21 protein-coding genes are annotated in these 21,066 nt (G+C 72.3%); 4 read left to right on the top strand and 17 right to left on the bottom strand.

What is annotated here, in order from left to right:
• Nucleotides 1-66: 66 nt before the first annotated feature.
• Both QWM81_RS05315 and QWM81_RS05310 read left to right on the top strand, forming a co-directional pair.
• Nucleotides 67-867: a DUF8842 C-terminal domain-containing protein gene (locus QWM81_RS05315; protein ID WP_290110332.1), complete on the top strand. Its 801-nt coding sequence runs from the start codon at nt 67-69 to the stop codon at nt 865-867.
• Nucleotides 868-1,091: 224 nt separating this feature from the next.
• The gene (locus tag QWM81_RS05310; protein WP_435372331.1) at nt 1,092-1,382 is read left to right on the top strand and encodes a hypothetical protein; all 291 of its coding nucleotides are present in this window, start codon (nt 1,092-1,094) and stop codon (nt 1,380-1,382) included.
• Nucleotides 1,383-1,525: 143 nt separating this feature from the next.
• On the opposite strand, the gene der is transcribed toward QWM81_RS05310, so the two are convergent.
• The 5 genes from der to aroH all read right to left on the bottom strand — a co-directional run bounded on the left by der (nt 1,526) and on the right by aroH (nt 6,034).
• Nucleotides 1,526-2,974 carry a ribosome biogenesis GTPase Der gene (gene der, locus QWM81_RS05305; protein ID WP_290110330.1) on the bottom strand — a complete coding sequence of 483 codons (1,449 nt, stop codon included), beginning with the start codon at nt 2,972-2,974 and terminating at the stop codon, nt 1,526-1,528.
• A gap of 70 nt (nt 2,975-3,044) precedes the next feature.
• A complete protein-coding gene (locus QWM81_RS05300) occupies nt 3,045-3,740 on the bottom strand; it encodes a lysophospholipid acyltransferase family protein (RefSeq protein WP_290110329.1) in 696 nt (231 codons plus the stop codon).
• Nucleotides 3,698-4,360, bottom strand: a complete 663-nt coding sequence (gene cmk, locus QWM81_RS05295) for a (d)CMP kinase (RefSeq protein WP_290110560.1) — start codon at nt 4,358-4,360, stop codon at nt 3,698-3,700. The genes QWM81_RS05300 and cmk overlap by 43 nt, the downstream gene beginning before the upstream one ends.
• Before the next feature lie 229 nt (nt 4,361-4,589).
• On the bottom strand, nt 4,590-5,675 hold the full coding sequence (locus tag QWM81_RS05290; RefSeq protein ID WP_290110328.1) for a prephenate dehydrogenase: 1,086 nt from the start codon (nt 5,673-5,675) through the stop codon (nt 4,590-4,592).
• Nucleotides 5,672-6,034 (bottom strand): chorismate mutase, encoded by a 363-nt coding sequence (aroH, locus tag QWM81_RS05285; protein WP_290110327.1) that lies wholly within the window; start codon nt 6,032-6,034, stop codon nt 5,672-5,674. Before aroH ends, QWM81_RS05290 begins: the two co-directional genes overlap by 4 nt.
• Before the next feature lie 125 nt (nt 6,035-6,159).
• On the opposite strand from aroH, the gene QWM81_RS05280 reads away from it, so the two are divergent.
• Nucleotides 6,160-6,483 carry a DUF952 domain-containing protein gene (locus tag QWM81_RS05280; protein ID WP_290110326.1) on the top strand — a complete coding sequence of 108 codons (324 nt, stop codon included), beginning with the start codon at nt 6,160-6,162 and terminating at the stop codon, nt 6,481-6,483.
• Nucleotides 6,484-6,530: 47 nt separating this feature from the next.
• Complete coding sequence (locus QWM81_RS05275) at nt 6,531-7,268, top strand: nucleotidyltransferase domain-containing protein (RefSeq protein WP_290110325.1); 738 nt, start codon at nt 6,531-6,533, stop codon at nt 7,266-7,268.
• On the opposite strand, the gene QWM81_RS05270 is transcribed toward QWM81_RS05275, so the two are convergent.
• From QWM81_RS05270 to pyrG, 12 genes are all read right to left on the bottom strand, one after another.
• The gene (locus QWM81_RS05270; RefSeq protein ID WP_290110324.1) at nt 7,200-7,955 is read right to left on the bottom strand and encodes a nucleotidyltransferase domain-containing protein; all 756 of its coding nucleotides are present in this window, start codon (nt 7,953-7,955) and stop codon (nt 7,200-7,202) included. The genes QWM81_RS05275 and QWM81_RS05270 overlap by 69 nt on opposite strands.
• A gap of 4 nt (nt 7,956-7,959) precedes the next feature.
• Nucleotides 7,960-8,982: an ADP-ribosylglycohydrolase family protein gene (locus QWM81_RS05265; protein ID WP_290110323.1), complete on the bottom strand. Its 1,023-nt coding sequence runs from the start codon at nt 8,980-8,982 to the stop codon at nt 7,960-7,962.
• Nucleotides 8,979-9,722, bottom strand: coding sequence for an NUDIX hydrolase (locus QWM81_RS05260; protein WP_290110322.1), 744 nt, complete (start codon nt 9,720-9,722; stop codon nt 8,979-8,981). Before QWM81_RS05260 ends, QWM81_RS05265 begins: the two co-directional genes overlap by 4 nt.
• 209 nt (nt 9,723-9,931) lie before the next feature.
• On the bottom strand, nt 9,932-11,212 hold the full coding sequence (locus QWM81_RS05255) for a pseudouridine synthase (protein ID WP_290110321.1): 1,281 nt from the start codon (nt 11,210-11,212) through the stop codon (nt 9,932-9,934).
• On the bottom strand, nt 11,212-11,823 hold the full coding sequence (gene scpB / locus QWM81_RS05250) for an SMC-Scp complex subunit ScpB (RefSeq protein ID WP_290110320.1): 612 nt from the start codon (nt 11,821-11,823) through the stop codon (nt 11,212-11,214). The genes QWM81_RS05255 and scpB overlap by 1 nt, the downstream gene beginning before the upstream one ends.
• Entirely contained in the window at nt 11,823-12,962 is a 1,140-nt protein-coding gene (locus tag QWM81_RS05245; protein WP_290110319.1) for a segregation and condensation protein A, read from the bottom strand. Before QWM81_RS05245 ends, scpB begins: the two co-directional genes overlap by 1 nt.
• A 47-nt stretch (nt 12,963-13,009) precedes the next feature.
• The gene (locus QWM81_RS05240; protein ID WP_290110318.1) at nt 13,010-13,543 is read right to left on the bottom strand and encodes a hypothetical protein; all 534 of its coding nucleotides are present in this window, start codon (nt 13,541-13,543) and stop codon (nt 13,010-13,012) included.
• Nucleotides 13,528-14,571: a ParA family protein gene (locus QWM81_RS05235; RefSeq protein WP_425575765.1), complete on the bottom strand. Its 1,044-nt coding sequence runs from the start codon at nt 14,569-14,571 to the stop codon at nt 13,528-13,530. Before QWM81_RS05235 ends, QWM81_RS05240 begins: the two co-directional genes overlap by 16 nt.
• Before the next feature lie 521 nt (nt 14,572-15,092).
• Nucleotides 15,093-16,208, bottom strand: a complete 1,116-nt coding sequence (gene ald / locus QWM81_RS05230) for an alanine dehydrogenase (protein WP_290110558.1) — start codon at nt 16,206-16,208, stop codon at nt 15,093-15,095.
• A gap of 142 nt (nt 16,209-16,350) precedes the next feature.
• Nucleotides 16,351-18,426, bottom strand: a complete 2,076-nt coding sequence (locus tag QWM81_RS05225; protein WP_290110317.1) for a tetratricopeptide repeat protein — start codon at nt 18,424-18,426, stop codon at nt 16,351-16,353.
• Between the two features lie 142 nt (nt 18,427-18,568).
• The gene (locus tag QWM81_RS05220) at nt 18,569-19,195 is read right to left on the bottom strand and encodes an NUDIX domain-containing protein (protein ID WP_290110316.1); all 627 of its coding nucleotides are present in this window, start codon (nt 19,193-19,195) and stop codon (nt 18,569-18,571) included.
• Nucleotides 19,196-19,290: 95 nt separating this feature from the next.
• Nucleotides 19,291-20,973 (bottom strand): CTP synthase, encoded by a 1,683-nt coding sequence (gene pyrG / locus QWM81_RS05215; protein ID WP_290110557.1) that lies wholly within the window; start codon nt 20,971-20,973, stop codon nt 19,291-19,293.
• Between the last annotated feature and the right edge of the window lie 93 nt (nt 20,974-21,066).

The raw sequence follows: 21,066 nt of genomic DNA, 5'->3' as shown, positions 1-21,066 counted from the left end.
TGAGCTCTTCATGAGACGAACCGGGATCCGCCCGGTATCGCACGCAACGAGTCCGAGGAGCCACCCGTGCCCCGCATGCTCGACGTCAGCGAGGACGTACGCGCCGAGATCGGCGACGAAGAGGCCGACCGGCTGCTCGCCGGCGAGAACGCACTGGGCAGCTACGACTGCACCTCCTGCCGCACCCCGGGCGACTCCGAGCAGGAGCGCACCAGCACCGTGCTGTTCGTCGGCGAGGAGACCGCCGTCCTCGCCTTCGCCCACGCCACCTGCATCCCCTCCCAGGTCGTCAAGGTCGCCGAGGACCAGCTCCAGGGCGCCGTCCGGTCCATCACCGGTGCGGAGCCGCAGGCGGCGCCCATGACCCCCGTGACCCCCGTGGCCATCGGCGAGCAGGCCGTGCTGGGCGTCACCAGCGGTCTCGTACTGATCGACAACGAGCTGCACCCCGCTCTCGTCGTCGAACCGACCGCCCCCATCGCCCGGCCCGGCACGACCGGCAGCGGCGGCGACGACTTCCTTCCGCTGCTGATCGAGCAGGGCTTCCTGCCGGTCACCGACGTGAACCAGAAGCCGAGCCCCATCGCCGGCTGGTCCGTGCTGCTCGCCATGGGCCAGCTGCACGCCATCCTCCAGCCGGGTACGGGCGGTGGCAGCCCGGTCGCCTGGTGGCAGGCCCACCAGCCGCTCCAGGTCACCGAGGGCTGGCGCGCCGCGGCGAACAAGTCGCACAGGGTCCTGGTCTTCGCCGCCCCGGTCGGGTCCATCGGCCAGCAGCCGCGCGAGGACCTGCTGCGTGACGCGCTGGAGAAGGCGGCGGCCAACGGCCGGCTGGTGGCGGCCGCGATGCCGCTGGCCGGCACCTGATGCGGGACCGGACCGCGCGAGCCGGGTCCACACCCACCCGGACCGCCCACGGCCGGACCGTGGACGGCCGGGCGGGGCATGACCCGGCCGTGCGTCCCGTCCCGGTCCCGGTCCCGCGACCGGCGTTTTACGGGCCGGGGCCGCATCCGAAGAGCGGCGAGGTCGTTGGCACATACGTGCACGCATACGAGCCCTCCCGCCAGCCTTACCAGCAGATTCCCGCCATGCGCCCGTCGCAGGACGGACCGTCGAGCCACGCGTCGGGGGGCTGCTCGGCCACGCCGATCTACGACGCGCTGTACTCCGAGTACCTGCGGTCGTTCCGGACACTGCCCGGCGACCGCAGCGGCGAGGAGGACCTGGGCTTCAAGTCCTTCGGGTCGCTGGGTTCCGGCAGCTCGTACCAGACGCATCACAGCGGCTATACGGGCGGGTGGCAGCAGGTCGGCATCAGCCGGCACTCCGGGTACCACCTCCCCGCGGCGCTGCCACCGGCTCCCCGCAGAGGACTGTGAGCCAAGGTCCACGAGGGCCGGGTCATGTGGGCCGGGTTCCCGGGCCGGGGCCCGGGGCCGGTGAACGCCGAACGGGGCCGGAGCGAATCATTCGCTCCGGCCCCGTCCTCATGAGGTGACGACGAGGTCACTTCTCGATGAGGTCACTTCTTGCGGCCGCGCTTCTCGCGCACCCGTACCGAGATGTGGATCGGGGTGCCCTCGAAGCCGAACTCCTCACGCAGCCGCCGCTCGACGAACCGGCGGTAGCCGTGCTCCAGGAAGCCGGACGCGAACAGCACGAACCGGGGCGGCTTGGTGCCCGCCTGCGTACCGAACAGGATGCGGGGCTGCTTGCCGCCGCGGATGGGGTGCGGGTGGGCCGCGACCAGCTCGCCGAGGAAGGCGTTCAGGCGGCCGGTCGGAACGCGGGTCTCCCAGCCCTCCAGCGCCGTCTCGATGGCCGGGACGAGCCGGTCCATGTGGCGGCCGGTGCGGGCGGAGACGTTGACGCGCGGGGCCCAGGCGACCTGCTGCATCTCCGTCTCGATCTCGCGCTCCAGGTAGTAGCGGCGCTCCTCGTCCAGCTCGTCCCACTTGTTGTACGCGATGACGAGCGCGCGCCCCGCCTCGACGGCCATGGTGATGATGCGCTGGTCCTGCACGGAGATGGACTCGGTGGTGTCGATCAGTACGACGGCCACCTCCGCCTTCTCGACAGCGGCGGCGGTGCGCAGCGAGGCGTAGTAGTCCGCGCCCTCCTGGAGGTGGACCTTCTTGCGGATACCGGCGGTGTCCACGAACTTCCAGGTCTTGCCACCCAGCTCGATCAGCTCGTCCACCGGGTCGCGGGTGGTGCCGGCCACCTCGTTGACGACGACCCGCTCCTCGCCCGCGACCTTGTTGAGCAGGGACGACTTGCCCACGTTGGGGCGGCCGATGAGCGCGATGCGGCGCGGGCCGCCCACGGCGGTGCCGAAGGTCTGCTCCGGGGCCTCGGGCAGGGCCTTCAGCACCTCGTCCAGCAGGTCGCCGGTGCCCCGGCCGTGCAGCGCCGAGACCGGGAACGGCTCGCCCAGGCCCAGCGACCACAGCATGGCGGCGTCGGCCTCGGCGGAGGGGCCGTCGACCTTGTTGGCGGCCAGCACGACGGGCTTGCCGGCCCGGCGCAGCAGCTTGACGACGGCTTCGTCGGTGTCGGTGGCCCCCACGGTGGCGTCCACCACGAAGACGACCGCGTCGGCGGCCTCGATGGCGTACTCGGCCTGGGCGGCGACGGAGGCGTCGATGCCCAGGACGTCCTGCTCCCAGCCGCCGGTGTCGACCACCTTGAAGCGGCGGCCGGCCCATTCGGCCTCGTAGGTGACGCGGTCGCGGGTGACGCCGGGCTTGTCCTCGACGACGGCCTCACGGCGGCCGATGATGCGGTTCACCAGGGTCGACTTGCCGACATTCGGCCGGCCGACGACGGCGAGGACCGGGAGCGGGCCGTGCCCGGCGTCCTGGATCGCGCCTTCGACGTCCTCGACGTCGAAGCCCTCTTCGGCGGCGAGCTCCATGAACTCCGCGTACTCGGTGTCGCCGAGTGCCCCGTGGTCGTGCTGGTCGTTCATGAAGTCCGTTCCTCGTTCATCATCGTCATCGGCGGATCGAGTGATCCGCTACTCAAAGCTCAAGTCTCGCTCAGCGCCCTGTGAGGTGCCTGGCGTTTTCCAGGTGGGCGGTGAGCCGCTCCTGAATGCGTACGGTGGCGTCGTCCAGCGCCTTGCGGGTGCGTCTGCCGGAGCTGTCCCCGGCCTGGAAGGCGTCGCCGAAGACGACGTCGACGCGGCTGCGCAGCGGGGGCAGCGCCTTTATCAACCGCCCGCGGCGCTCGGTGCTTCCCAGTACGGCGACCGGGACGATCGGTGCGCCGCTGCGTACGGCGAAGTACGCGAGGCCGGCGCGCAGTGAGGCGAAGTCGCCCTCGCCCCGGGTGCCCTCGGGGAAGATGCCGAGCACACCGCCGCCCGCCAGTACGTCGAGGGCGCCGGTGATGGCGGTGCGGTCGGGGGCCGACCGGTCCACCTTCAGCTGCCCGATCCGCTCCAGGAAGGGGCCCAGAGGCCCGATGAAGGCCTCCTTCTTGATCAGGAAGTGCACGGGCCGGGGGGAGGTGCCCATCAGCATGGGGCCGTCGAGGTTGTGCGCGTGGTTGACGGCGAGGATGACCGGCCCGGTGGCCGGGACGCGCCAGGCGCCGAGGACGCGCGGCTTCCACAGCCCGTACATCAGCCCGATGCCGATGCCCCGGCCGACCGCGGCGCCCTTCTGCGAGGGCGAGGCCGAGGAAGGCGTCACGTGGCGGCTCGCTTCTCCTCGACAAGGGTGACGACGCACTCGATGACCTGCTGGAGCGTCAGGTCCGTGGTGTCGACCTCGACGGCGTCGTCCGCCTTGGCGAGCGGGGACGTCTTGCGGCTGGAGTCGGCCGCGTCCCGCTTGATGAGGGCCTCGCGGGTGGCGTGCACGTCGGCGCCCTTGAGCTCGCCGGAGCGGCGGGCGGCGCGGGCCTCGGGGGACGCGGTCAGGAAGATCTTGAGGTCGGCGTCGGGGAGGACGGTCGTGCCGATGTCGCGGCCCTCGACCACGATGCCGTTCTCGGCACCGGCGGCGATGGACCGCTGGAGCTCGGTGATCCGGGCGCGTACCTCCGGGACGGCGCTGACGGCGCTGACCTTGGCGGTGACGTCCTGCTCGCGGATGGGGCCGGAGGCGTCCACGCCGTCCACGGTGATCGTGGGGTGGGACGGGTCGGTCCCGGAGACGATGGAGGGCTTGCCGGCGGCGGAGGCGATGGCGTCGGCGTCGGTGACGTCCACGCCGTTGCTGATCATCCACCAGGTGATCGCCCGGTACTGCGCGCCGGTGTCCAGGTAGCTGAGCCCCAGCTTGGCGGCGACCGCCTTGGAGGTGCTCGACTTGCCCGTGCCGGAGGGGCCGTCGATGGCGACGATCACGGATTCCACGGTGTCGGACACCTTCCTGGTGGGTGGGAGGGGGCCGGCCGGTTGCCGAAGGGCCCTGCACAAGGTTACCGACTGCCGCGTCCCTCCCCTGACACCCGTTCGGAGCACCCGGTCCGCGCACGCCCACGGAGGGCTCCCCCGGCCCGGGGATCGCGCGGGCCGGGGGCCGCCGGACCCGGGGCCGCGCGGGCCGGCGGTCGCGGGCTCGGGGGCCGGGGCGCTACTCGCGCAGTGCCCAGCCGCGCTCTCGCAGGGCCGTCGCGAGGGCGGGCGCGGCGGCGGGGACGACCATGAGCTGGACCAGGCCCGCTTGCTGGCCGGTCGCGTGCTCGATGCGGACGTCCTCGACGTTCACGCCCGCCCGGCCCGCGTCGGCGAAGATCCGCGCCAGCTCGCCCGGCTGGTCGCTGATCAGGACGGCGACCGTCTCGTACGCGGTCGGCCCGCCGCCGTGCTTGCCCGGCACCCGGGCGCGGCCGGCGTTGCCGCGCCGCAGCACGTCCTCGACGCCGCTCGCGCCGTCACGCCGCTTGTCCTCGTCGGCGGACTGCAGCGACCGCAGCGCCTGGACCGTCTCCTCCAGGTCGCTGGCCACCCCGGCCAGCACGTCCGCCACCGGACCCGGGTTCGCCGACAGGATCTCCACCCACATCCGGGGGTCGGAGGCCGCGATACGGGTCACATCGCGGATGCCCTGCCCGCAGAGCCGTACCGCTGTCTCGTCCGCGTCCGCCAGCCGCGCGGCGACCATCGACGACACCAGCTGCGGGGTGTGCGAGACCAGCGCGACCGCCCGGTCGTGGGCGTCCGCGTCCATGACGACCGGGACGGCCCGGCACAGCGCGACCAGCTCCAGTGCGAGGTTCAGCACCTCGGTGTCGGTGTCCCGGGCCGGCGTGAGGACCCAGGGGCGGCCCTCGAAGAGGTCGGCCGTCGCGGCGAGCGGGCCCGAGCGCTCCTTGCCGGACATCGGGTGCGTACCGATGTACGAGGTCAGGTCGAGGCCCATCGCCTCCAGCTCGCGCTTGGGGCCGCCCTTGACGCTGGCCACGTCCAGGTAGCCACGGGCCACCCCGCCGCGCATCGCCTCGGCGAGGGTGCCGGCGACGTACGCGGGCGGGACGGCGACGATCGCCAGGTCGACCGGGCCCTCGGGCGCCTCCTCCGTGCCCGCGCCGCGCGCGGCGGCGGTGTGGACCACGGCCGGGTCGTGGTCGACGAGGTGGACGGTGACGCCGCGCGCGGTGAGCGCGAGGGCCGCGGAGGTGCCGATCAGCCCGGTTCCGATGACGACGGCGGTTCTCACTGGGCGATGTCCTTGCGCAGGGCGGCCGCGGCACCGAGGTACACGTGCGCGACGGCGGACTTGGGCAGGTCGGTCTCGATATGCGCCAGGAGGCGCACGACGCGCGGCATGGCGCCTTCGATGGCGAGCTCCTGGGCGCAGATCAGCGGTACGTCCACGATGCCGAGCTTGCGCGCCGCCACGGCCGGGAAGTCGCTGTGCAGGTCGGGCGTGGCGGTGAACCAGACGCTGATGAGGTCGTCGGGCGTGAGGCCGTTGCGCTCAAGCACGGCGGTGAGCAGCTCGCCGACCTGGTCCCGCATGTGCCCGGCGTCGTCCCGCTCCAGCTGGACGGCCCCTCGGACCGCTCGTACCGCCACGTCCTGCTCCTTCACCTGTGCCGCATGCGCGAGTGCTGGTATCAAGCCTAGTCAGCCGCGGGCGCGTCGCCGGAACTGTCCGGCATGGGAGACCGGTGGGCAGAACGGCAGGTCACACTGTCCGCATGCTGCTTCATGTCGTCCCGGCCGCCGAATGGTCCGCCGACCCCACCGCCCCCTACCGCCCGGGCTCCCTGGCCGCCGAGGGCTTCGTCCACTGCTCGCCGGACGAGGAGACGGCCCTCGCCATCGCCGACGCCCACTACCGCGAGACGGCCGGCCCGCTGCTGGTGCTGCGCGTCGACGGGGAGCGGCTGACCGCCGAGGTCCGCCGGGAGGGGCCCTACCCGCATGTGTACGGACCGATCGACCGTGCCGCCGTCACGGAGGTCCTGGAGGTACGCCGGGACGCGGACGGCCGCGCCACGGGGCTCGCTCCCCTGGGGTGAGCCACCGCGTGGCCGCTCCGCCGCGCGAGGGTCGTAGTGTCTGCCGCATGACCCCCGAGGAACTGGTGCGCGACCACACGATCTACTCCTGTGTCATGGGGTCGCGCGCCTTCGGGCTGGCCACGGACGACAGCGACACCGACCGCCGCGGGGTGTTCCTCGCCCCCACCCCGCTCCAGTGGCGCTTCGACAAGCCGCCCACGCACGTGGAGGGCCCGGCGGACGAGCAGTTCAGCTGGGAGCTGGAGCGCTTCTGCGAACTGGCCCTGCGCGCCAACCCCAACGCCCTGGAGTGCCTGCACTCCCCGCTGGTCGAGCGGGTCGACGACACCGGCCGCGAACTGCTGGCCCTGCGCGGCGCGTTCCTCTCCCGTCAGGTCCACCAGACCTTCGTCCGGTACGCGGCCGGCCGGCGCAAGAAGCTGGAGGCGGACGTCCGGCAGTACGGCGCGCCGCGCTGGAAACCCGCCATGCACCTCCTGCGCCTGCTGTCGAGCTGCCGCGACCTGCTGCGCACGGGCGAGCTGGTCATCGACGTGGGCGACGACCGCGAGCTGCTGCTGGCGGTGAAGCGGGGTGAGGTGCCGTGGCGGGAGGTCGTGTCCCGGATGGCCCGCCTCGCCGACGAGGCCGACGAGGCCGCCTCCGATTCCCCGCTGCCGCCCGAGCCGGACCGGCGGGCGGTGGAAGACTTCCTGTTCCGTACGCGCCGGGCGTCAGCCCTCCAGGCGGGTGCGGACCACGAAGTCGTGCAGCGCGTCGTACGCCAGGGGCGCGTCCGGTAGCGCCGACGCCGCCCGGGCCTCGTCCAGGGCGCCGTGCAGCGCCTCGACGTCCGTCCGTACCCGCTCGGTGTCCACGCCGGTGGCGGGGCAGTGCTCGGCGTCCGCCTTCGCCGCGATGAGCTCGGCCACGTACTCCGGGGCCGGCACCGAGCCGAGCAGGGTCGGCAGGTGGGCCACCACCTCGCCCGTACGCATCAGGTGGATGCCGGTCATCAGCGCCCGGAACGTGTACAGCAGCGGCTTCAGCTCCCCGCTCGTCTCGAACAGCCGCCACTGGGTGGCGGCGAACCCACGGTAGTGGTGGGCGTGGTGGGTGGTGACCACACCCGGAGCGAGGGCGGCGAGCTCCGCGTGGGCGTCGGTGGTGTGGGCCACCAACGGGGACAGCAGTTGTTCGAGTACGTAGCCGTTGCGCCGGAGCATGAGCCGCACGAACGTGCGGAGGTCGTGGGTCACCAGGTCCATCTCGACGCCGTCCCGCTGCCACATGCGGGAGCGGGTCTCCTCGGGCTCGCGCAGTCCGATCAGCGCGTCCACCGGCAGCAGGTGCACCCCGCGGACGTCCACGTCCGAGTCGCGGGACGGGAAGCCGTACAGGTGGGCGCCGGAGACGGTGGCGAACAGCAGCGGGTCCGGCTGTTCGGCGACGACGGAGGCCAGGTCGGGGAGTTCCAGGAGTTCGGTCATGGGCTCAAGCGTCCCAGAGCGCGCCCAGCGTCAGCAGCTCGCTGCGGTACTCGATGCGCTCCGCCCACTCCTTCGGCCACGCCCCGGCGCCCAGGTGCGCTCCCGCGAAGGCGCCGGTCAGGCACGCGATCGAGTCGGAGTCGCCCGCCGTGCAGGCGGCACGGCGAAGCGCCGTCACCGGCTCGTCCGGGAAGAGCAGGAAGCAGAGCAGCGCACTGGTGAGCGCCTCCTCCGCGATCCACCCCTCGCCCGTCAGCAGGCACGGGTCGCTCTCGGGGTTGGCCGTGCCGAGGGCGGAGGCCAGGGTCTCCAGGGCGCGCAGGCACTCGTCCCAGCCGCGCCGGATGAACTGCTGGGGCGTCGCGTCGCCGGCGTACGTCCACAGGTCGCCGAGCCATGTGGCGTGGTAGCGGGTGCGGTTGTCGTACGCGTACGAACGCAGCTGCCCCACCAGCCCCAGCGGCTCGGCGCCCTGCGACAGCAGGTACACCGCCCGCGCGGTGAGGTCGGAGGCGGCCAGCGCGGTGGGGTGCCCATGCGTGAGAGCTGCCTGGAGCTGGGCGGCGCCGGCGCGCTGTTCCTGGCTGAGTCCGGGTACGAGGCCGATCGGGGCGACCCGCATGTTGGCGCCGCAGCCCTTGGAGCCGACCTGGCTGGCCTCCTGCCAGGGCAGGGCGCTGTCGAGCTTCCGGCAGGCGACCAGGCAGGTGCGGCCGGGGGCACGGTTGTTCTCCGGCGAGTGGTACCAGTCGACGAACTCCTCGCGCAGGGGGCGGGTCAGCCGCAGCGGCGCGAGCACGCCGCGGGCGAGCGCGGTCCGTACGGCGCGGGCCACCGCGAGGGTCATCTGCGTGTCGTCGGTGACGATGGCGGGCCTGGGCAGGGTCATCTCCCGCCAGGGCCCGCACTTCGCGAGGATGGACGGTACGTCGTTGAACTCGGTCGGGAAGCCCAGCGCGTCGCCGAGCGCCAGCCCGATGAGCGAGCCGGTGGCCGCCTGCTTGGTGAGGGTCCTGGCCATGGTCATTCCTGCCTTCCTTCCGGTCGCAGCAGTGGCGGGTGCAGGGTCGTGGCCTGCCCCGCCCGGTAGAGAGCGGCCGGTTTCCCCCGTCCGCCGGTGAGGCGCGGCGGTCCTTCCACGGCCTGGACGAAGCCGGGGGTGGCGAGGACCTTGCGCCGGAAGTTGGGGCGGTCGAGCTCGACGCCCCACACCGCCTCGTACACCTGCCGCAGCTCGCCGAGGGTGAACTCGGGCGGGCAGAAGGCGGTGGCGAGGCAGGTGTACTCCAGCTTGGCGCCGACGCGTTCGTGCGCGTCGGCGAGGATCGTGTCGTGGTCGAAGGCGAGGGGCCCGTACGAGCCGTAGGGCAGCCACTGCGCGTGGGCCGCGTCGCCGCCGCCGCGCGGTTCCGGGAGGTCCGGTCCGAGGGCGGTGTACGCGACGGAGACGACCCTCATGCGGGGGTCGCGGTCGGGGTCGCTGTAGGTGCGCAGCTGCTCCAGGTGGAGGTGGGCGGCGGTGGTGCCGGACAGGCCGGTTTCCTCGGCGAGTTCACGGCGGGCGGCCTGCCCGGCGGACTCGTGAGGCAGGAGGAAGCCGCCGGGAAGCGCCCAGGCGCCCTGGTAGGGCTCCTGTCCACGCCGTACGAGCAGCGCGTGGAGCCGTTCGTCGCGGATGGTGAAGACGGCGAGGTCGACGGTGACGGCGAAGGGCTCGAAGGCGTGCGGGTCGTAGCCCTCGGGGCGCGGCTCGCGCTGCCCGCTCATACCCCCATCACCCCGACCGCGCAGGCGCGGGGGCCTGGTCCACCCCCGTGGGTCCAGGGCCACCGGCCGTACGTGGCAAGGGTGATGGGGAATCGCAACGCCGCCTCCTTAAGAGTCATCTTGACTATAAAGGCGGACGAGGGTGCCCCACAAGCACGAAAGCCCGCGGCCTTTCCGCAGGCCACGGGCTTTCGTACGGATATGGGCTACTACAGGCCGACTTCCTTCATCAGCATGCCGACCTCGGTGTTCGTCAGGCGGCGCAGCCAGCCCGACTTCTGGTCGCCGAGCTGGATCGGGCCGAAGGCGGTGCGGACCAGCTTGTCGACCGGGAAGCCCGCCTCGGCGAGCATCCGGCGCACGATGTGCTTACGGCCCTCGTGGAGCTCCACCTCGACCAGGTAGTTCTTGCCGGTCTGCTCGACCACCCGGAAGTGGTCGGCGCGGGCGTAGCCGTCCTCCAGCTGGATGCCCTCCTTGAGCCGCTTGCCCACCTCGCGCGGGAGGGGGCCGGTGATGGCGGCCAGGTAGGTCTTCTTCACGCCGTACTTGGGGTGCGTGAGGCGGTGGGCCAGCTCACCGTGGTTGGTGAGCAGGATGATGCCCTCGGTCTCGGTGTCGAGCCGCCCGACGTGGAAGAGCCGCGTCTCACGGTTGGTGACGTAGTCGCCCAGGCACTGGCGGCCGTCGGGGTCCTCCATCGTGGACACGACGCCTGCGGGCTTGTTCAGCGCGAAGAACAGGTACGACTGGGTGGCGACGGTCAGGCCGTCGACCTTGATCTCGTCGTTCTCCGGGTCGACGCGCTTGCCCTGCTCGATGACGATCTCGCCGTTGACCTCGACCCGGCCCGCGTCGATCAGCTCCTCGCAGGCCCGCCGCGAACCCATGCCCGCCCTGGCCAGCACCTTCTGCAGGCGCTCGCCCTCCTGCTCCCCGAAGGTCTTGGGGGTCTTGATCTCCGGCTTGTTCGCGTACCGCTCCCGGTTGCGCTCCTCGATCCGGGCGTCCAGCTCACGCGGACGCGCCGGGGTCGTCCGGCCGCCGCCCCGCTGCGGGGACTGCTTGGGACCGCCCTTGGCGCCACCACGTGCGGCGGCGCCACGTCCGCGCTTGGGACCACCCTCGGGGGCGCCGGGTCCACGCCTGGGGCCGCCCTCGGAGGCGCCCGGCCCACGCCTGGGGCCACCTTCAGAGGGGCCGCGTCCGCGCTTGGGGCCGCCCTCGGAGGCGCCGGGTCCGCGCTTGGGGCCGCCCTCGAAGGTGCCGCGGCCGCGCTTGGGGCCGGCCTCGGGGGCGCCGCCCACGTCGTAGCTGCGCTCCTCGGGGCGGGGCCGGCGCGGGTTGCCGCCGCGCGGGTTCTTGTCGTCGCGGCTGTTACCGGCACCCCGGTAATTGCCGCGGCCGCCGCTGCTGCCGCGGCCGCCGCTGTTGCCACCACGGCTCCCGCCGTTGTTTCCGCTGCTGTTCCTGCCGCTGCTGCTTCGCATCAAAGTTCCGTCTTGTCGTCTGCGTGCTCGGAATCCGGCGCATCAGGTGCGTCCGGATCGAACGACGGGACCCCTTCCTGTGTCTCCGCCTCGATCGCCTCGGCCTCGGGGAGGAAGGGCGCCAGTTCGGGAAGTTCGTCCAGGCCGCGCAGGCCCATCCGCTCCAGGAAGTAGTTCGTCGTCCTGTACAGGATCGCACCTGTTTCGGGTTCCGCGCCCGCCTCCTCCACCAGACCGCGCTGGAGGAGGGTGCGCATGACGCCGTCGCAGTTCACTCCGCGTACCGCCGAGACCCTCGACCGGCTCACCGGCTGGCGGTACGCGACGACCGCGAGGGTCTCCAGGGCGGCCTGGGTGAGCCGGGCCTGCTGCCCGTCGAGCACGAAGCTCTCGACGGCCTGCGCGTACTCGGGGCGCGTGTAGTAGCGCCAGCCACCCGCGACCAGCCGCAGCTGGAACCCCCTGCCCTGTACGTCGTACTCGTCGGCCAGCTCGCGCAGCGCGTCCGCGACCTCGCGGCGGGGGCGCTCCAGCACCTTCGCCAGGTGCTCCTCGGTCGCGGGCTCGTCGACGACCATGAGGACGGCCTCCAGGGCCGGCTTCAGCTCCATCACGCCTTCTCCTCCTTCACGACCTGGTCGAACTCGTCCGTGACCGACGCGCTGTCCCCGCCGGTCCACCGGACCGTGAGCTCCCCGAGGGCGTCCTCCTGGTCGAGGGTGACGGCCTTGTCCCGGTACAGCTCCAGCAGGGCCAGGAACCGTGCGACGACGGTGAGGGTGTCCGGCGCGTCCTCGGCGAGGTCGCGGAAGGTGAGCTCGCCGCGCTCCCGCAGCCGGGCGATGACCACCTCGGCCTGGTCGCGGACGCTGACCAGCGGGGCGTGGATGTGGTCGACGTACACCTGCGGCTTGGCCTTGGGCTGCATGGCCTTGACCGCCAGCCTGGCGAACCCTTCGGCGCCGATGCTGATGACCACGTCGGGCAGCAGCTCGGCGTGGTGCGGCTCCAGCCCGACGGTACGGGGGTACCGCTTGCCCTCGCTCTCCAGCCGCTCGCTGAAGATCTCGGCGACCTGCTTGTACGCGCGGTACTGCAGGAGCCGGGCGAACAGCAGGTCCCGCGCCTCCAGCAGCGCGAGGTCGGCCTCGTCCTCCACCTCGGCGGCGGGCAGCAGCCGGGCGGCCTTGAGGTCGAGCAGCGTCGCCGCGACGACCAGGAACTCCGTGGTCTGGTCCAGGTCCCAGTCGGGTCCCATGGCCCGGATGTGGGCCATGAACTCGTCGGTCACCTTGGACAGGGCGACCTCGGTGACGTCGAGCTTGTGCTTGGAGATCAGTTGCAGGAGCAGATCGAACGGACCCTCGAAGTTCGCCAGCCGAATGGTGAACCGCCCGTCGCCCACCGACTGCCCGGCGTCACCGTGCGCCACCGGCTCGATCCCCCCGCCCGGCACGGCCGCACCGCCCGGGGCCGGTGCGCCTGCCGGCGCGGGGGCCGCGGGCGCGCCGGCGCCTTCGGGTGTCGCGGGGGCTGCCGGCTCGGGGGCGTCCTCGGGCGGCTCGGGGGCGTCCTCGGGGGCTGCCGGCTCGGGGGCGTCCTCGAACGCTGGCGGACCAGCCGGCTCCGCTGGTGCCGGGGCGTCCTCGGGGGCGGCGGGGGGAGCCGCGTCGGGGGCGCCCGGCCGGGGGAGCCCCGGGCCGCGGCCCAGGGGGCGGCGACGGGAGGCGGCGGGGTCGGTCGGGGGCATCCTGGTCCAGGGGCGAACGGAACGGCGGCGGTCCGCGCAGGCTACCGTCAGCGCCCGCGCAGGCGCCGCACCAGGATGCTCGCGTCGCCCCGCGACTCCAGGTCCGCCAGGACCACGGCGACCGCCTCGCGGACGATGCGCCCGCGGTCGACGGCCAGGCCGTGCTCGCCGCGCAGGACGAGGCGCGCGTGCTCCAGGTCCATGAGCTCCTCGGCGGAGACGTACACGGTGATCTTCTCGTCGTGCCGTTCACGCCCGCTGGGCCGCCGGCCTGCCGAGCGTCCCCGGCGCCGTGCCGGTGCCGCCGCCTTCGCGGAGGCGGACGCGGCACCCGCGGCCGGGTCCTCCGCCGCCCGGCCGCGCGGCTCCGCGGCCTCCGTGTCGGCCGCCGCGTGCTCCTGCGGGCCCGGCCGGGAGACGGAGCCCTCGGGGGCCGCCGGGCCCGCCGGGTCGCTCTCGCCCGCCGGGGCGGGGACGCGCGGCTCGCCGTTCGGCCGTCGCGGGGACGACGATTGCAGCGCCATGCCCCCTGTCGTACGGAACAACTCGTCGGCACCGGGCAGACTCACTCGGCGTGACACCGGGCGAGCACCTCCCTGGCGAGCTGGCGGTAGGCGGCCGCGCCGACCGAGTTCGAGGCGTACGTGGTGATCGGCTCACCCGCGACCGTGGTCTCCGGGAAGCGGACGGTCCGGCCGATCACGGTGTGGTAGACGTGGTCGTCGAACGCCTCGACCACCCGGGCCAGCACCTCACGGCTGTGCACGGTCCGCGAGTCGTACATCGTGGCGAGGATGCCGTCGAGCTCCAGCTCGGGGTTGAGCCGTTCCTGGACCTTCTCGATGGTCTCCGTCAGCAGCGCGACGCCGCGCAGCGCGAAGAACTCGCACTCCAGCGGCACTATCACCTTGTGCGCCGCCGTCAGCGCGTTGACGGTCAGCAGACCGAGCGACGGCTGGCAGTCGATCACGATGTAGTCGTAGTCGTTCAGCAGCGGCTTCAGCGCCCGCTGGAGCGTGGACTCGCGCGCGACCTCGCTGACCAACTGCACTTCCGCCGCAGACAAATCGATATTGCTGGGCAGCAGGTCCATGTTGGGCACGGCGGTCTTCAGCAGGACCTCGTCCGCCGACATGCCCCGCTCCATGAGCAGGTTGTAGACGGTGAGGTCGAGCTCCATCGGGTTCACGCCGAGGCCGACCGACAGGGCTCCCTGCGGGTCGAAGTCGACGAGCAGCACCCGGCGTCCGTACTCCGCGAGCGCGGCGCCCAGGTTGATGGTCGACGTCGTCTTGCCCACGCCGCCCTTCTGGTTGCACATCGCGATGATCTTGGCGGGACCGTGGTCGGTCAGTGGTCCCGGGATCGGGAAGTACGGCAGGGGCCGTCCGGTGGGGCCGATCCGCTCGCGGCGCTGGCGGGCAGCGTCCGGGGCGAGGGTGGCCGCGTACTCCGGGTCCGGCTCGTACTCGGCGTCAGGGTCGTAGAAGTGCCCCTCGGGGACTTCGTCGTAGGCGGCGAAGTGGGTGGACTCTCGGCCACTCTCGTTGCCGGCCATGGCGTTCACGTGTTGGCCGTCCATCATCTTCATCGTGTGGGCTGTCGTCATGTGCTGGTGCGTCGCGAAGGTCCGGACAGCGACGGAGCCGACAGCCTCGATCCCGGAGGAGGGAACCTGGTCCGCCTCAGGCCTTCCTGGCTGACCACCCCCGGGAGTAAATGTCGACTCATTCACAAGTCGTCTTACCTCCTTGGACGGGACCAGGAAACTTATCGATAGGTCAGCGTGGCACCATGCCGACGGTTGGCGACTCTATGGCGTGTCACCGCTCCGCAGCAACACAATCGCCCGGACGCGAGCCGATGTGTCGGCAAAGGAACACCTCTCTGTCAAGGGCGCACGGCCGCTCATCGATACGTTTCGCGGGTGTGCGAAACGGTTAAAGGGTTACGTTCGAGGCGACTTGAAGCGGCGTCGGGACGTGGTCGGACACACATCCGGCCGGACCTCGTCGAGCAAGGTCCGGCCGGATGCGTGACATTGACGGCGCCCGTTGACGAGCGGCCGCCTCAGACGGGAAGTCAGACGCGGAGTCGGGCGGCAAGTCGGGCGGAGAGCCGCGCGGGCAGTCAGCCGATGAGCGCGCCCAGTTCGACGTGCTCCAGGCCGTGGGCCTCGGCGACCTCCTTGTAGACGACCTTGCCGTCATGGGTGTTGAGGCCCTTGGCGAGCGCGGCGTCGCGGCGCAGCGCCTCGACCCAGCCGTTGTTGGCCAGCGAGACGATGTACGGCAGCGTGGCGTTGGTCAGCGCGTACGTGGAGGTGTTCGGCACCGCGCCCGGCATGTTGGCGACGCAGTAGAAGACCGAGTTGTGGACGGTGAACGTCGGCTCGGCGTGGGTGGTCGGACGCGAGTCCTCGAAGCAGCCGCCCTGGTCGATGGCAATGTCGACAAGAACACTTCCGGGCTTCATCTTGGCGACGAGCTCGTTGGTGACCAGCTTCGGGGCCTTGGCACCCGGGATGAGGACGGCGCCGATGACGAGGTCGGCCTCGATGACGGCCTTCTCCAGCTCGTAGGTGTTGGAGACGATCGTCTGGACCTTCGTACCGAAGATCTTGTCGGCCTCGCGCAGCTTGTTGATGTCGCGGTCCAACAGGGTCACGTGGAAGCCCATGCCGACGGCGATCTGGGTGGCGTTCCAGCCGGAGACGCCGCCGCCGATGACGACGGCCTTGCCGGCGTGCGTGCCGGGGACACCGCCCGGCAGGACGCCACGGCCGCCGGCCGAGCGCATCAGGTGGTACGCGCCGACCTGCGGGGCCAGCCGGCCCGCGACCTCGGACATCGGGGCGAGCAGCGGGAGCGCGCGGTTGGCGGTCTCGACCGTCTCGTACGCGATGGCGGTGGTGCCGGACTCGATCAGGGCGTCCGTGCACTCACGGGAGGCGGCGAGGTGCAGGTAGGTGAAGAGGGTCTGGTCCTTGCGGAGGCGGTGGTACTCCTCCGCGATGGGCTCCTTCACCTTGAGCAGCAGGTCGGCGGTGGCCCAGACCTCGTCGGCGGTCGGGAGGATCCGCGCACCGGCGGCGACGAACTCGTCGTCCGTGATCGAGGAGCCGACACCGGCGTCGTGCTCGATGAAGACCTGGTGGCCGTTGCGCACGAGCTCGTGCACACCGGCGGGGGTGATGGCCACCCGGAACTCGTTGTTCTTGACCTCGCGGGGGATGCCGACCTTCACGTCGATCACGGTCCTTGGCTTTGTGGGTACGGGGGCAATGCAATACATACCCGGATGCACTGGACGCACCGGGATACACCGCAGTCAATCGCGGCTCACCCAGTCTATTGAAGGGCCGACCTTTGTCTAGCCTTGCAAAGCTTTAATCTTTGGCTGAAGCACTGCGGATTTCGTAGGCTGGGATTTGGTAGGTGGAACCTTCCGCTCCCAGCAGACGGTCAGCGGCGGCCCGGTGGAGCCGGGCGGCGGCGGGGTCGCCGAGCCGGTCGAGGGTGTCCGCCAGCCGCAACTGGAGCGCCGCGAGAAGCCGCACGTCCTTGGCCCTGCGCGCCCACTCCACCGCCTCCTCGCAGGTACGCAGGCACTCCTGCGGCCGCCCGGCGTACTCCTGGACCCGGGCCGCCTCGCTCAACGCCCGCGCGTGGCCCGCGAGATCACCGAGGCGGCGATATCCGGCCGCGGCCGCCCGCCAGTTCCTCAGGGCCTCGCCGTACCGGCCCTCGTAGGTGTGGACCGCGCCGAGCCGGCCGTACAGCCGCGCCTGGTCGGCCCGCTCGTCACGGGCGAGCCGCTGCGACAGCGCCCTGCCGTACCAGTCGGCGGCCCGCTGCCAGTCCCCCAGCTCCTGGTACGCACCGCCTACGGATTCCATCGCGCGGCTGATCGCGTACGGGTCGTTCGCGAGCCGTCCGGCGTCCAGCGCGGCCCGGTAGCGGGCCAGGGCGTCGCGGGTGCGGCCGGTGCGGGCGTCGAGGTCGGCGAGGTTCAGCAGGGCGGCGGCCCGCTCACGGTGCAGGCCGCGCCGGTCGGCGACGTCCAGGACCAGCTGGTGCAGCCCGTACAGCTCGGGCGCCGCGGCCTCGGCGCCCCGGTGCGCGGCCAGCGCCCGGACCAGGGCGGCGACCAGGCGCCGCGCCAGGGTGTCGAGCTCCCCGTCGGCGACGGCGAGGCGGGCGGAGGCCAGCAGCGCGGGCTGGCGGGTGCGCAGCCACTCCGCGGCGGCGGACGGGGTCGCAAAGCGCAGCGCACGGGGAAGTCCGGCGAGCTTGCGGCGCGCGGGCGAGCCCTCGGGTTCGGTGACCGCCCGGCAGGAGTGCAGCAGCCGTACGGTCCGCTCCAGCATCCGCGCGCGGGCGAGCTGCACCTCGGCGGGGCGGTCCTCGGCGTCCAGCCGCTCCCGCAGCAGCGGCGCCAGACAGCCGGGCACCTCGTACTGCTCGGCGTCCACCTCGTGGACGAGCCCGGCGGCGGCGAAGCCCTCCAGCGCGGTGCGGGCGGCCGACACCGAGCAGCCCGCCAGGGCGGAGGCGGTGTGGGCGTCGGCGATCCCGACCGGGGCGAGGGCGAGCAGCCGCAGCATCCGCGCGGCGGAGGCGGGCAGGGCCTCGTAGGCGAGGTGGAAGGCGCGGGCCAGCGGTCGGGTGGCGACCGGGCGGTCGGGCTCGTCGGGCAGGGCGCGCAGCCGTTTGGTGAGGTCGGCGACGGACGCCATGGGGCGGGCGGCGAGCCAGCCGCCGGCGAGCACGAGCGCGGCGGGCTGGCCGCCGCACACCTCGGTGAGCGTCTCGGCGGCCTGTGGGTCGACGGTGATCCGTACCGAGCCGGTGAAGCCGCCGAGCAGTTCGATGGCCGACTTGGCGTCCAGTCCGCCCACCGTGCACGGCCGTACGTCCGGGATGCCGGTGAGCGGGCCCTGCGCGACGGCCACCACCAGGCAGCCGGGGTTGTCCGGGAGCAGCGCGTCGACCTGCTCGGCGTTCGCGGCGTCGTCCAGCAGGAGCAGCGCGCGGCGCTCGGCGAAGGCGTCCCGCAGCCGCTGGGTCAGCTCGTCGGCGTCGGCTCCGGCGGGGGCGGCGACCCCGAGGGCGTCGAGCAGCGCGCGGGCGATCCGTTCGGTGGGCACCGGCTCGCCGCCGGGCTCGGTCAGCCGGGCGCGCAGGACGCCGTCGCGGTAGCCCCGGGCGAGGTCGCCGACCAGTTGCTCGGCGAGCGCGGTCCGCCCGCTGCCGGGCCGCCCGGCGATCAGCAGGATGCGGGAGCGGGGGGAGGGGCGCCCGGCGAGGGTGTCGAGTCCGGCGCGGGCGATGTCGGCCCGCAGTTCCTTCAGCTCCCGCACCCGCCCGTAGAACCGGCGCTCGGGACGGCCGGTACCACGCGCCCGGGCGCCGGGCGCCCCGGCCCCCTCCGCGCCGCCGAAGTCCACCGCCTGATCCGTCACGGGCCACGCTCCCGTCCGCCTGCGCACGTGCTGATCCCGCCGGATCCCGGCGGGTGTTCCGAGCGTAGTTCAGCCCCGGGGCCCACCCCGGCGGAGCACGACGGACGATCCCTCAATCGGATCAGGCGATCGTCACACCGGGCTATGCCTCGAAGGGGCGGGCGGCCCAGGGGGCGTCGGCGGGGCGGAGGGCGTCCAGGCCGTCGCCCGAGCGGGCCGCGAGGACCGACAGGACGCCCACGACCAGGCAGGTGTTGTGCAGCTCGCCCGCCAGTACGCCCCGTACCAGCTCATCCAGCGGCACCCGGGCGAGCTCCATGTCCGCCTCCTCCTCGGCGACCTCGAACCGCTCGCCCTCCGCCGCCGACAGGCCGCGGGCCAGGAAGACCCGCACCGCCTCGTCGCAGCCGCCGGGCGTGGTGTAGACGTCCGTCAGGACGTTCCACCGCTCCGCCTTGACGTGCGCCTCCTCGTACAGCTCGCGCACCGCCGCGTTCAGCGGGTTCTCACCGGGTACGTCCAGCAGGCCCGCCGGGATCTCCCACAGCTTGTGCCGCACCGGGTGGCGGTACTGGCGCAGTACGAGGACCCGGTCGTCGTCATCGAGGGCGAGGACGGCGACCGAGCCGGGGTGGACCTGGTAGTCGCGGCGTACGACGGTCCCGTCCGGCATGACCACGTCGTCGGCGCGGACACTCGTCTTGTTGCCCTTGAACGGCACCGTCGAGGCGGTGACCTGCCACTCCTCGGGCGTGTCCTTGATGGTCATGGAAGACGTCCTCCCTCGCACGGGCTTCGTACACAGAAAACCGGGGCACGTGCCCTGATCAGGCCCGTACCCCGGTCAACCGTATCTCTACTGCACTACTCGCCCGTCTCGCGCGCTTCCCGCTGTCGTTCGACGGCCGCCTTCACCAGGCCCGCGAAGAGCGGGTGCGGCCGGGTCGGACGGGAGCGCAGCTCCGGGTGCGCCTGGGTGGCGACCAGGTAGGGGTGCACCTCGCGCGGGTACTCCACGTACTCCACGAGCTTGTTGTCCGGGGACGTCCCCGAGAAGACGATGCCCGCCTTCTTCTCCAGCTCCGCCCGGTAGGCGTTGTTCACCTCGTAGCGGTGGCGGTGGCGCTCGTCCACGTACGGCTGGTCGCCGTAGACCTCGCGCACGATCGAGCCCTCGGCGAGCTTCGCCGGGTACAGGCCCAGGCGCATCGTTCCGCCCAGGTCGCCGGCGCCCTCCACGTACGCCAGTTGCTCCTCCATCGTCGAGATGACGGGGTGGGAGGTCGCCGGGTCGAACTCGGTGGAGTTGGCGTCCGCGATGCCGGCGAGGTTCCGCGCGGCCTCGACCACGATGCACTGCAGGCCCAGGCACAGACCCAGCAGCGGGATCTTGTTCTCGCGGGCGTACTGGATGGCGCCGACCTTGCCGTTGACGCCGCGCTCGCCGAAGCCGCCGGGGATGACGATCGCGTCGACGTCACCGAGCTGCTTGGCCGCGCCCGCCTGCGTCTTGCAGTCGTCGGAGGTGACCCACTTGACCTTGACGCGGGCCTTGTTGGCGAAACCGCCGGCGCGCATCGCCTCGGTCACCGACAGGTAGGCGTCGGGCAGGTCGATGTACTTGCCGACGAGCGCGACGGTGACCTCGTGGTCCGGGTTGTGCACCCGGTCCAGCAGGTCCTCCCAGACGGTCCAGTCGACGTCCCGGAAGGGCAGGTCCAGCTTGCGGACGACGTAGGCGTCCAGGCCCTCGGTGTGCAGCACCTTCGGGATGTCGTAGATCGACTTGGCGTCGATGGCCGCGACCACGGCCGCCTCGTCGACGTCGCACATCAGCGAGATCTTGCGCTTGATCGCGGTCGGTACGTCCCGGTCGGCGCGCAGCACGATCGCGTCGGGCTGGATACCGATGTTCCGCAGGGCGGCCACGCTGTGCTGGGTCGGCTTGGTCTTCAGCTCCCCGGACGGGCCGATGTAGGGCAGCAGCGAGATGTGCACCACGAAGACGTTGTCACGGCCGACCTCGTGGCGGACCTGGCGGACGGTCTCCAGGAACGGCAGCGACTCGATGTCGCCGACCGTGCCGCCGACCTCCGTGATCACGACGTCGACGTCGTCCGTCGCCATGCGGCGGATGCGGTGCTTGATCTCGTTGGTGATGTGCGGGATGACCTGCACGGTGTCGCCGAGGTACTCGCCGCGCCGCTCCTTGGCGATGACCGTCGAGTAGACCTGGCCGGTGGTGACGTTGGCCGAGCCGTCGAGGTCGACGTCGAGGAAGCGCTCGTAGTGGCCGATGTCCAGGTCGGTCTCGGCTCCGTCGTTGGTGACGAACACCTCGCCGTGCTGGAAGGGGTTCATCGTGCCGGGGTCGACGTTCAGGTACGGGTCGAGCTTCTGCATCGTGACCCGAAGGCCCCGCGCCTTGAGGAGCGCGCCCAGGCTGGAGGCGGTCAGTCCCTTGCCGAGGGAGGAAGCGACACCTCCGGTGACGAAGATGTGCTTGGTCGTCGTGGCTGTGCTGTTTCGAAAAGCAGCGGGCGGCATGGCCAAGAGGGGGCTCCCGTGGTCGCGGTCTGGAGGTGCGTACCGGCGTCCGATCCGGGGATTCCGGGGGTGCCGTCGCTGCGGTTCGGGGGC

Source organism: Streptomyces ficellus, assembly GCF_030406405.1.
Taxonomy (GTDB): Bacteria; Actinomycetota; Actinomycetes; order Streptomycetales; family Streptomycetaceae; genus Streptomyces; species Streptomyces ficellus_B.
This window is presented reverse-complemented; position numbering and strand designations above follow the sequence as displayed.

Excerpts from the sequence above, each read along its gene's own strand:
- QWM81_RS05310 (WP_435372331.1), top strand. The coding sequence starts at position 1,092 with ATGCGCCCGTCGCAGGACGGACCGTCGAGCCACGCGTCGGGGGGCTGC.
- der (WP_290110330.1), bottom strand. The coding sequence starts at position 2,974 with ATGAACGACCAGCACGACCACGGGGCACTCGGCGACACCGAGTACGCG.
- QWM81_RS05280 (WP_290110326.1), top strand. The coding sequence starts at position 6,160 with ATGCTGCTTCATGTCGTCCCGGCCGCCGAATGGTCCGCCGACCCCACC.
- QWM81_RS05275 (WP_290110325.1), top strand. The coding sequence starts at position 6,531 with ATGACCCCCGAGGAACTGGTGCGCGACCACACGATCTACTCCTGTGTC.
- QWM81_RS05270 (WP_290110324.1), bottom strand. The coding sequence starts at position 7,955 with ATGACCGAACTCCTGGAACTCCCCGACCTGGCCTCCGTCGTCGCCGAA.
- QWM81_RS05265 (WP_290110323.1), bottom strand. The coding sequence starts at position 8,982 with ATGACCATGGCCAGGACCCTCACCAAGCAGGCGGCCACCGGCTCGCTC.
- QWM81_RS05260 (WP_290110322.1), bottom strand. The coding sequence starts at position 9,722 with ATGAGCGGGCAGCGCGAGCCGCGCCCCGAGGGCTACGACCCGCACGCC.
- QWM81_RS05255 (WP_290110321.1), bottom strand. The coding sequence starts at position 11,212 with ATGCGAAGCAGCAGCGGCAGGAACAGCAGCGGAAACAACGGCGGGAGC.
- scpB (WP_290110320.1), bottom strand. The coding sequence starts at position 11,823 with ATGGAGCTGAAGCCGGCCCTGGAGGCCGTCCTCATGGTCGTCGACGAG.
- QWM81_RS05245 (WP_290110319.1), bottom strand. The coding sequence starts at position 12,962 with ATGCCCCCGACCGACCCCGCCGCCTCCCGTCGCCGCCCCCTGGGCCGC.
- QWM81_RS05235 (WP_425575765.1), bottom strand. The coding sequence starts at position 14,571 with ATGACGACAGCCCACACGATGAAGATGATGGACGGCCAACACGTGAAC.
- QWM81_RS05220 (WP_290110316.1), bottom strand. The coding sequence starts at position 19,195 with ATGACCATCAAGGACACGCCCGAGGAGTGGCAGGTCACCGCCTCGACG.
- pyrG (WP_290110557.1), bottom strand. The coding sequence starts at position 20,973 with ATGCCGCCCGCTGCTTTTCGAAACAGCACAGCCACGACGACCAAGCAC.